Here is a 9052-nt window from a genome sequence, read left to right as displayed (position 1 = left end):
CGGCCGGCAGCTCCTTTGGACGCGGCGCCCGTTGGCCGCTGTCGACCTCTCTCTACGGAGCCTTGCGGAGCGCGCTCCTCGCCGAGGCCGGTGCGCTGCCGAGCCGAACTCGGCCTGGAGCCCGGAGGAAAGGGGTTCCGGATGGGCAGATCGGGACCGACGCGTTTCAATGGCTCCACGTTCACGGACCGTTTCCCGTTCGTGAGAATAGGCTCTACTTCCCGCGTCCTGCCGATCTCGTGAGAGTCGACAAGGCCAAAGCGATGGAGCGCATGTTGCCGATCGCTGAACGCAGAGGAAAGAACAACCTCCCCCGGCCCTTGCGCTATTGCGTCGCTTCCTTCGCGAGCCCGTCCAAGGAGGAGCGCCCGATCCGCTGGGTTGACCACGAGTTTTACAAAGCCTACCTCGCTGGCGAGCGACTCGGGCTGCCCGAGGATCCGGAACTTTGGGATTCCGAAAGGCGCATTGGAGTGGCGATCGATCCGAATACGCGGACGGCCAAGGAGGGTCAGCTCTACGTTGCCGAGCATTTGCGGTTGCGGGAGGGAGTCGCACTCCGCTTTGCCGCCAGCGATCCACCGAAGCATAAGGCGCGTCATCCGGAGGAAAGGGATCTCACCGTCGCGAGCCTGTGCGGACGAACGGTGAGTGTGGGTGGGGAAGGGCGCTTTGCGCGCGTGGAGCTCGTAAGAGAGCCGTTTCTTCTCCCGGGAGTCGATTGCGTCGGAAGGTGCGTAAAATGGGTTCTGCTCAGCCCCGCCATCTTCGCCCACGGCTGGCTGCCGGGCTGGATCGAGGAGAACTCCGGCAAGGTCCTTTTGCGGTCGGTGGAGAAGGAGAGTCGTCGAGAGTTCCGGCGGAGGCGAAGGGAGGATCCCGACTGGAGCTATCGCGACGAAGCCGATCCTGCGGAGAGGATCACGGCCCATCTGGTTGCTGCCTGCTTGGGCAAGCCCGAGCCGCTCGGCGGCTGGGACCTTCTCTATCGCAAAGATCCAGAAGCCGTCGGAAGCGGCGGAGCCAAGGCGACTCTCCTCTCTGTTTCGGCGGGATCGGTCTACTACTTCGAGGCCGCCGACGAGCGGGAGGCGCAAAAGCTCGTTTCCGCGTTGCACGGCCGTTGCCGATCCGATTTCCTGGGAGAAAAGGGGCTGGGTCTGGGGGTCTGCGGCTCCTGGCGGTTGGCTAAGGAGGAATAGGAAAGCGAAGCGGCATGCGCGCGGCGTCCGGAGACGTCAGGAAAGATGCGGCGGAAGAAGGGCGACGATAGGATCTGGGAGGAGAAACCAAGATGAGCGAGAGAATCGAGGGAGACCAATCTATGAACGGAAATTCGGAGAAGGCAGCGGAGGCAAGCTCCGTCTGCCTTCCCCTCTACATCTTTGCACGCACCCCCCTTCATGTCGGTGCGGGAGCATCGGTGGGAGCGATCGATCTGCCGATCCAGCGAGAACGCCACACGGGCTTCCCGATCCTCCCGGGAAGCACTCTCAAGGGGGTCTTCGCCGACTGCTGGAATGAGATTCTTCCCGAAAGCGGAATCTCCCGAAGCCCTGATGGGAAATGGCTCTTCGGCTCAGAGGACTCCAACAGCAGCGCGGCCGGCGCGCTCCAATTTTCGGAGGCGAAGCTCTTGGCCTTCCCGATTCGCTCGGCCAAAGGCTGCTTTGCCTGGATCACCTCTCCCCTCATCTTAAAGCGGTATGCGAGAGATCTCGGCGAGCCTGAGAAGTTTGGGAGCCTGCCCGATCCGGGCGACGAAGGGGCGCTCTTCGATAGCAAAGTCCTCGGCTTTGGTGAAAAAGTCGTCTTGGAAGAGTATACCTTTACCCTAGCGGGCGAACCTCCTCCGGCGATCGGGAAAGCCTTGGCCGCCCTCTTGCCCGGCGATCCCATTTGGAGGGAAGTGGAGAAGCGGACCGTGGTCCTTTCCGATGCGTCGGTGAGCTTTTTCGCCCGCTCCGCCTGCGAAGTGGCGCAGCATGTCAAGATCGACGACGAAAAAGGAACTGCCGCAACACGTGCCCTCTTCAACCAGGAGAACGTGCCCGGAGAGACGATGTTCTACGCCCTCGTCCGCGCCAGCCGGGAGCGCCGGGCGGATGCCGGTGCCGGGCGGCGTACCGCCCGGGACGCTTCGAACGCCTTTCGGGCGATCCTCGAGAAGGAAAAGGGAATCTTCCAATTCGGAGCCGACGCCGGAACCGGCCTCGGCTTCTGTACCGTTCGGTTAGGGGAGGAAGCGGCATCCTAAGACGAGGCAGCAGTCATGAAAAATCTAGAGCAGCAGCGGGCCCAGCATGCCTTCGGGAAGAGCAGAGATCTCAAGCGCCAAGACGTCAATAAGCTCCCGGCCCTGATTCTCGGCAACGGCCTGCTTGCGGCGACCGCGTTTGCCACCGATGGCGACTTGCGCAAGGGGATGGCCAATGCGATGAATGCGATCGCCGACCATTTGGCGAAGAGCAAGCTCATCGACAGCAAGACCGCCTCCGAGATGCTCAAGGAACTGGCCGAGAAAGACTCTCTCCATCTGCGCCTGGCGACCGAGGAGGCGCTCGCCTACCTCGTCTATCTCAAGCGGTTTGCGAAGCAGGGGAAGGACGATGAAGCCGGATCGGAAACGTGAGAGGGAGAGGATGAAGGAAGAGCCGAGAATTCCGGAGTGGCCTTTGGCGAGCGATACCGTTGCGGCCTTGGTGAAAGACCGGAAGTTGGGCTGCGACTCCCGATCGCTCCTCTTGGATCGCTTCGCCGATCCTCGTCGCGGGGACGAGAAGCGACGCCAATTTTGGAAAGAGTTCATCGAAACGCCCGCTTGCTTTTCCGAGCAGCGCCAAAGGAGTTGGAACGATTTTCTCTCCTTGCTTTGCCTCCCCGAAGGGCTTCTCTTCGCCGAGCTTCGCTCCCGCATGATGGTCAACATGGCGGGAGGGGTGATGGAAAACGCCGGCCTCTGCTTGGATCGGTTCGGCCTCCCCTACATTCCGGGAAGTGCGGTGAAAGGTTGCGCGCGAAGAGCCGCGATTCAGGAGCTCCGGGAAGCTCTCGCGCACGAGAAGTCCAATCTCCTCGAAACGATCGCCCTCGTCTTTGGGTGGGTGGGGGAGGACTGGAAAGACTCTTCCGACTTTGCTTACGGATGTCAGCGAGACTGGGAAGAGATACGGGAAAGGACGGCGGAGAGCCTTTGGCAAAAGTTCCGGATCCGGATCGACTCTCCTGCCGAAAAGGACGGAGAGCGCGTGCCTTCTAACTTCGCGGGAACCGTCCGCTTTCTCCCCGCTTATCCTTACAAGATGCCGAAGCACGATCTAGAGAAAGACATCCTCACCCCTCATCACCAGGAGTACTATCGAGGGGTTCTATGTGAGGCTTTCGACTCCGAAAAGCCGATTCCCGTTCTCTTCCCTGCGGTTGCTCCCGGCACCGTCTTTCTCTTTCCGATCCGTTCGGCTCCTCGAGGAATAGGGAATTTGCTCGAAAAGGGGAGAGGCTGGCTAAGGGAGGGTCTGGAGAAGCTCGGGATCGGCGCCAAGACCGCGGCGGGTTACGGCTGGTTCGATTGCTCGGAGCGGATTCAGCAGGATATGCAATCCAAGCTTGCCAAGGAACGGGAGGAGAGGGAGCGGGCGGAAAAGCGGGCGCATCTCGAGCCCGACCCGAAAGAGTTGGACGCGCTGGGAAAGCTGAAGGAGTCGGATCTTCGAGGTCAAATCAATCTCTTTGCAGTGGAGGAGAAGTACTGGTTGGAGAAAGATCGGAAGGACGAGGGGAAGCAATTTACTCTGCTTTATTATCTGACCGTCGTAAATCGGGAGCTCTACGAGAAGGAAAAGGGCAACCCCAAGTCGAAGGTTTGGAAAGCCTTGCACAATCTGGCCGACAAGTTCGGGAAAACGCTCCCATGAATGTCAAATCCTACGAGTTTGAATTCCTGACCCCCTGCTTTTGCGGGGGAGCCGAACCCACGAAAGCAGAGCTGCGCGTCCCGGCGATCCGCGGCCAGCTGCGCTGGTGGTTTCGTGCTCTGGGCGGCAGTAGAACGGACGAGGAGGAGGTCTTCGGATGTGCGGGAAATTCCTCGGCTGCCTCTAAGGTCGTCGTTCGAGTGGAGAGACAGCCAGAAGGCGGAGAACGGGGATGGGATAGGGAGTCTCACGATGGCGATTACCTCTGGTACTTTATCAAGCGAGGTGATCGATGGAAGGAAGAGGGCGCACTGCCTCCTGGAAGCAAGGCCGGGGTCGAAATCGGATTCCGGCAGCCGCTCGGCAAGCTGGAAGAGAACTGGAAAAAAGCGTGGGAGGCGTTTTGCCGCTTTGGTTCCCTCGGTTATCGTGCGACCCGTTGCGCAGGTGCGTTTCGTGTCGATGGGTTTGCCGGAGTGCTCGAAGCGTATGAAGAGGCGGCGGAAAGAATTCTGAAGCCGGCCGGATTCGATTTCCACTTTTTCCGGGAGAAACAAAGCGATTGGCGGAACCTCATAGCGTTCGCGGGAGCAAAATTGAAGGAGCTTCGAGAAAAATATCCCTCGCCCGAATCAAAAAAGGAAGAAAAGGGGCCCAGCCCGCTGGGCAACACGGATCCTCGCCAGAAGAGCGCCGTTTATTTTCGACCCCTGAAGATCGATGCCGGTGATTACTATCTGATGCTCTTCGAGGCGCCGCATAAGCGCGTGGTTGAGGAAAAAAGCCGGCTGAAAAACGGACAGGAGTCTATCCTGAAAATGGTATTTCCCCGACGATGATGCCGCCTACCCCGCCGAAAAACCCCACTCTGGTGACTCTCGCAAGCCGACAGATTTGGCCTCAGGTGCTCGCCGTCTTGCGCCTCGAGCCGCTCCGCCTCGTGCTGCTCCATAGCGAGGACAAGGCGGAGTCGGGAGATCCAGCGCAGCGGCTGAAGCGCTTTTTCGATGCCTCCGGGCTCGTCCCCAAGGGTGGCACGACCAGGCAAGAAATCCCCTGCGGGGATTTTGAGGGAATTTTGACTCGGCTGGAAGGACTCGAAGTCGATCCGCAAACGACGTTGCTCCATTTTACCGGCGGAAACAAGCTCATGGCGATTGCTGCCTTCCAGTGGGCGAGTCGGAGGAAGATCCTCTCGTTCTATCTTGAGCGCGCGAACCGGATGATCTGGTTTGCGCCGAGCGAGGAGGGAATGCAGATAGGAGAAGAAGCCCTTGACGGTCATATTGCCGACCGACTTGATCCGCTCCAGCTCCTACGATGCCAAGTCGATGCGTCCGAACTCGAGAGAAATGGGGAGCTCCTCCGGCTCAACGAGAGAGGCACCAAGCTCTCTCTGGAAGAAATTTCAGCTCGTTGTGACCGGGAAGAGGATTTGCGCCCTTTTCTATCCATCGGGGAGCGGGAAGAAGGAGACAAGAAGGACAAAGAGGGAGATAGACTCGAATACAATACGGCCGTTGCGCTTCTGAAGCTCGGGGTGCAATCCGTTCGCCGCAGCCTCCGCCTCAAGGTGAAGAGCTCGCCGGGAGTATCGACCAATAAGGTCCATGAAGAGATCGATCTGCTCTTCAATTTCGACGGGCGACTTTGGCTGGTGGATTGCAAGGACCGGCGCCCCGCCGAAGAGCTGGTTAGCGAATTAGAGAAACGGCTGAAACTAGCATCGTTTAAAATAGAACAAGTGCAGACTCTTCTTCAGCGGATTCAGGATGAGCTTTCCATCGGGCAGCTCAAGACATTGAAGCTCGATCTCCTGTCGATTCAGGATGTGGGGGGTCTCCTCGGCCGGACGATCTGCGTCCGGAGAAGTGTCTTGCCGGAGGAGGTGAGGGAATACGCCAAAAAGAAGGGGATCGAGGTGATCCGTTCGACCGAGCTGGTGAACGGCCTGCGGGTTCTCCTCCATGCGAAGGCTCCGGCGACCGATGGTGACCTCTCGGACCTTCGGGAAAGATTTACTAGAGGGAGCCAGCCGAAACTCGGAGGGTAGAAGAAGGGGCAATGGCCCTCGGGAGCGGAAATGCCCTCGGCTTGGAAAATCGGCCGATCTTGCCGGGGCGTCTTTAGACTTTTAGCTAGCACTGCGGTCTTCGGATTCATTCATGAAAAATCTCAATCTACGACTGATCTCTCCTCCAACTTCCTTTCAGATTCTTGTGATCCAGGTTGCGGGCAATGGAATCCTGGATGCCAGGGAGCTGGCGGGAGTTGCTCTCCCAGAGGGGATCGATTACGAGAAGGGTTTGATTCTCTATGGGAAAGGGCCAATTTGGCTTTATGTCTATTTGGCTCACTTAGCGCACGCCTGCCGTTGGCTCGGCGTCTACGATCCCCGTTTCGGGGGAATCGTGGTGGAAGCCCACCATCCCGAAAGTCCTTCCGTGGGGGAGATGCTCGCGTCGGCGGCGATCAATCCTTATCTGACTCGACGGCAGGATGCTCCGCCGGCAACCATTCTTCCAGGGGAGGCTCGTAATCGGATCGTAGCGGTCGTAGGCCCTCCCCATAGCGGCAAATCGGTTTTTCTCTTCTGGATTCAGCAAGCGTTGCGCAGCCGATCGCCCGAATCCTTTCACCGGAATCTCTTTGTTCTTCGTGCTTGCCCCGATGGGGAGGGAGATTGGTTCTTCGAAGCTCAGGAGGAAGGGAAGACACTCCGCTACAAGAATCGATGGGATGCTGAATTCGTCGATCGGATTGTCGAACAGATAAAAAGCCTCTCCCGCTCGAAAACCCTCTTGCTCGTCGATTGCGGGGGGAAGATCGACCGCTTGAACCAGGCGATCCTCAATGTCTGCACCGACGTTCTGATCGTCTCCCGCGATGCGGAAGCGTTTGCCGAGTGGCGGGGGGCCGCTCGCTCCTCGGGACTTCAGACTTTGGCAGAGGTGGAGTCGGTTCGGGAGCCGGAAAGTAAAGTTCTCTCGGAAAGTCCCCTCCGGCTCCGGATCGGCGGACTCGAACGCAGCGCGAGGCCTTCTCCACTCCCCGAGCAGCTTCTGGCGCAGCTCATCCCATTTGTGGAAACGGAGGAGCAGCGGAAAGAGGCTCCCTCAGAGCCATGATCCTAAGAAGATTTCCTCCGCGGACAACTCTATTCGGACCGTTCCATACCTGGATCTCCGACGCGATCTTCTTGCCCGATTGATCGGCAAAATCCGAAGACCCTCGGTTAAACCACGATCACCGGGCGAGGTTTTCGATCGGAGCTCCAAACAATACCTGTGGAAGCTCAGGAGCTTCCGGAACGTCTAAGGACACATCCTGGCGAGATGTTTGCTTTCGCTACCGCTGCCGCGAGTTCGACTGGCTTTTTGAGAAAGATCGATGGCGTCGCGGTAGGCTGCCTCCATTATCTCCCCTCGGCCTTGCTGAAATCTGCGATTCTCGCGCAACAAGGCGCCGAATTCTTCGCGCCGCTCTTCAACCGCGCGCTTTCAGCTCCAACCTTCTCCTTGCGGGTCGCGTCAAAGGCAGGAAACGCAGAGGAGATGTTGCCTCAGGGCTCCTAAACGGCCTTCCATTGCCCTTTTTGATCAAATTCTCCAGATTTAAGCCCTGAAAACGGTGCTGTTGCAGGATGTCCGCCGTTTTAGGAGCCGAAGCGTAGAAATCGCGTCGTAGAGTTTTTCCTTTGTCACAAGCTCACCGTACTAGCCGCTATTTCTCACGAGCGTGAGCATCGGAAACCTCCTGTGTCTCCATTGCCTTTCGGCATCTCCTTCATTCCCGACAGTGAACGTGCATCTTGAAAACACAGTGCCATCCGTGTCGAATATCGTTGTCACCGCTAATATACACAAGTATAATTGAGTTATGCAACGAGTTCAAGCCTATAAATACACGCTACGGCCCAACGGCTGGCAGGAGTGGCAGATGCGCCGCTTCGCTGGCTCGTGCCGCTTCGTGTTCAACAAGGCATTGGCGTTGCAGAAGGAGCGCTACGAGCGAGGCGAGAAGAAGCTCGGCTATGCAGGCCTGTGCAAGCTGCTCACCGAGTGGCGCAACAGCACGGATACGGTGTGGTTGGCGGATGCGCCAGTGCATCCACTGCAGCAGGCGCTCAAGGACTTGGAGCGCGCTTACAGCAACTTCTTCGCCAGACGCACCGACTTCCCTCGCTTCAAGAAAAAGGGCCAGTCCGATAGCTTCCGCTATCCAGACCCGAAACAGATCAAGCTCGACCAAGCGAATAGCTGCATCTTCCTGCCTAAGCTCGGCTGGCTGCGCTATCGCAACAGCCGTGAAGTGCGGGGCACGGTGAAGAACATCACCGTGAGCCAGTCCTGCGGCAAGTGGTTCGTTTCCATCCAAACCGAGCGAGAGGTCGAGCAGGCCATCCCGCAGGGTGGCGCGGTCGGCATCGACATGGGTATTGCCCGGTTCGCTACGCTCTCGGACGGCACGTTCTACGCACCCCTCAACAGCTTCAAGCGGCATGAAGCTGCTTTGCGTAAAGCGCAGCAGGCCATGAGCCGCAAGGTGAAGTTCAGCAACAACTGGAGGAAGGCGAAAGCTCGTATCCAGCGCATCCATTCCCGCATCGGCAACGCCCGCCGCGATTTCCTGCACAAGACCTCGACCGCGATCAGCCAAAACCACGCGATGGTGTGTATCGAGGACTTGCAGGTGCGGAACATGTCCAAGTCGGCGGCAGGCACAACCGAGCAGCCGGGAAGAAACGTTCGGGCCAAGTCCGGTCTGAACAGGTCCATTCTCGATCAAGGCTGGTTCGAGTTCCGCCGCCAACTGGATTACAAGCTGGCGTGGAACGGTGGGCATCTCATTGTCGTGCCACCGCAGAACACGAGCCGTACCTGTCCGTGTTGCGGCCATGTGTCGGCGGCTAACCGCCAGACACAAGCCCGGTTCGAGTGCGTGGAATGTGGCTTCGAGGACAACGCCGATCTGGTCGGCGCGATCAATGTTTTAAGGGCGGGACACGCCCGGTTCGCCTGTGAAGTGAACGGTAATGCCGTCAGCAGCAGGAACCCACCGAAGCGACTCAGGGGCGGCTCAACGCCGCGCCTGAGCGCCGTAGGAATCTCCGGCCTTCAGGCCGGGGAGGATGTCAA

The 9052-nt window shown here is 58.7% G+C and carries 7 protein-coding genes and 1 pseudogene; all 8 read left to right on the top strand.

What is annotated here, in order from left to right:
• On the top strand, positions 1–1202 hold a 1202-nt coding region (locus tag FN369_RS06080), incomplete at its 5' end, for a type III-B CRISPR module-associated Cmr3 family protein (protein ID WP_142525299.1).
• Positions 1203–1324: 122 nt separating this feature from the next.
• A complete protein-coding gene (gene cmr4, locus FN369_RS06075) occupies positions 1325–2257 on the top strand; it encodes a type III-B CRISPR module RAMP protein Cmr4 (RefSeq protein WP_178087711.1) in 933 nt (310 codons plus the stop codon).
• A 15-nt stretch (positions 2258–2272) separates the two neighbouring features.
• Positions 2273–2632: a type III-B CRISPR module-associated protein Cmr5 gene (cmr5, locus tag FN369_RS06070; protein ID WP_142525297.1), complete on the top strand. Its 360-nt coding sequence runs from the start codon at positions 2273–2275 to the stop codon at positions 2630–2632.
• On the top strand, positions 2610–3914 hold the full coding sequence (cmr6, locus tag FN369_RS06065; protein ID WP_142525296.1) for a type III-B CRISPR module RAMP protein Cmr6: 1305 nt from the start codon (positions 2610–2612) through the stop codon (positions 3912–3914). Before cmr5 ends, cmr6 begins: the two co-directional genes overlap by 23 nt.
• Positions 3911–4753, top strand: a complete 843-nt coding sequence (cmr1, locus tag FN369_RS06060; protein ID WP_142525295.1) for a type III-B CRISPR module RAMP protein Cmr1 — start codon at positions 3911–3913, stop codon at positions 4751–4753. The genes cmr6 and cmr1 overlap by 4 nt, the downstream gene beginning before the upstream one ends.
• The gene (locus tag FN369_RS06055) at positions 4750–5967 is read left to right on the top strand and encodes a PDDEXK family nuclease (protein ID WP_142525294.1); all 1218 of its coding nucleotides are present in this window, start codon (positions 4750–4752) and stop codon (positions 5965–5967) included. The genes cmr1 and FN369_RS06055 overlap by 4 nt, the downstream gene beginning before the upstream one ends.
• 112 nt (positions 5968–6079) lie before the next feature.
• Complete coding sequence (gene crn3, locus FN369_RS06050; RefSeq protein WP_142525293.1) at positions 6080–7042, top strand: CRISPR-associated ring nuclease Crn3/Csx3; 963 nt, start codon at positions 6080–6082, stop codon at positions 7040–7042.
• 751 nt (positions 7043–7793) lie between these two features.
• Positions 7794–9009, top strand: a pseudogene (locus tag FN369_RS06045) (RNA-guided endonuclease InsQ/TnpB family protein).
• The last annotated feature ends 43 nt before the right edge of the window (positions 9010–9052 follow it).

Source organism: Methylacidimicrobium cyclopophantes, from assembly GCF_902143385.2.
Classification (GTDB): Bacteria; Verrucomicrobiota; Verrucomicrobiia; order Methylacidiphilales; family Methylacidiphilaceae; genus Methylacidimicrobium; species Methylacidimicrobium cyclopophantes.
This window is presented reverse-complemented; position numbering and strand designations above follow the sequence as displayed.

Bases quoted from the DNA above. Each gene is read 5' to 3' on its own strand.
- cmr4 (WP_178087711.1), top strand. From the start codon at position 1,325: ATGAACGGAAATTCGGAGAAGGCAGCGGAGGCAAGCTCCGTCTGCCTT.
- cmr5 (WP_142525297.1), top strand. From the start codon at position 2,273: ATGAAAAATCTAGAGCAGCAGCGGGCCCAGCATGCCTTCGGGAAGAGC.
- cmr6 (WP_142525296.1), top strand. From the start codon at position 2,610: ATGAAGCCGGATCGGAAACGTGAGAGGGAGAGGATGAAGGAAGAGCCG.
- cmr1 (WP_142525295.1), top strand. From the start codon at position 3,911: ATGAATGTCAAATCCTACGAGTTTGAATTCCTGACCCCCTGCTTTTGC.
- FN369_RS06055 (WP_142525294.1), top strand. From the start codon at position 4,750: ATGATGCCGCCTACCCCGCCGAAAAACCCCACTCTGGTGACTCTCGCA.
- crn3 (WP_142525293.1), top strand. From the start codon at position 6,080: ATGAAAAATCTCAATCTACGACTGATCTCTCCTCCAACTTCCTTTCAG.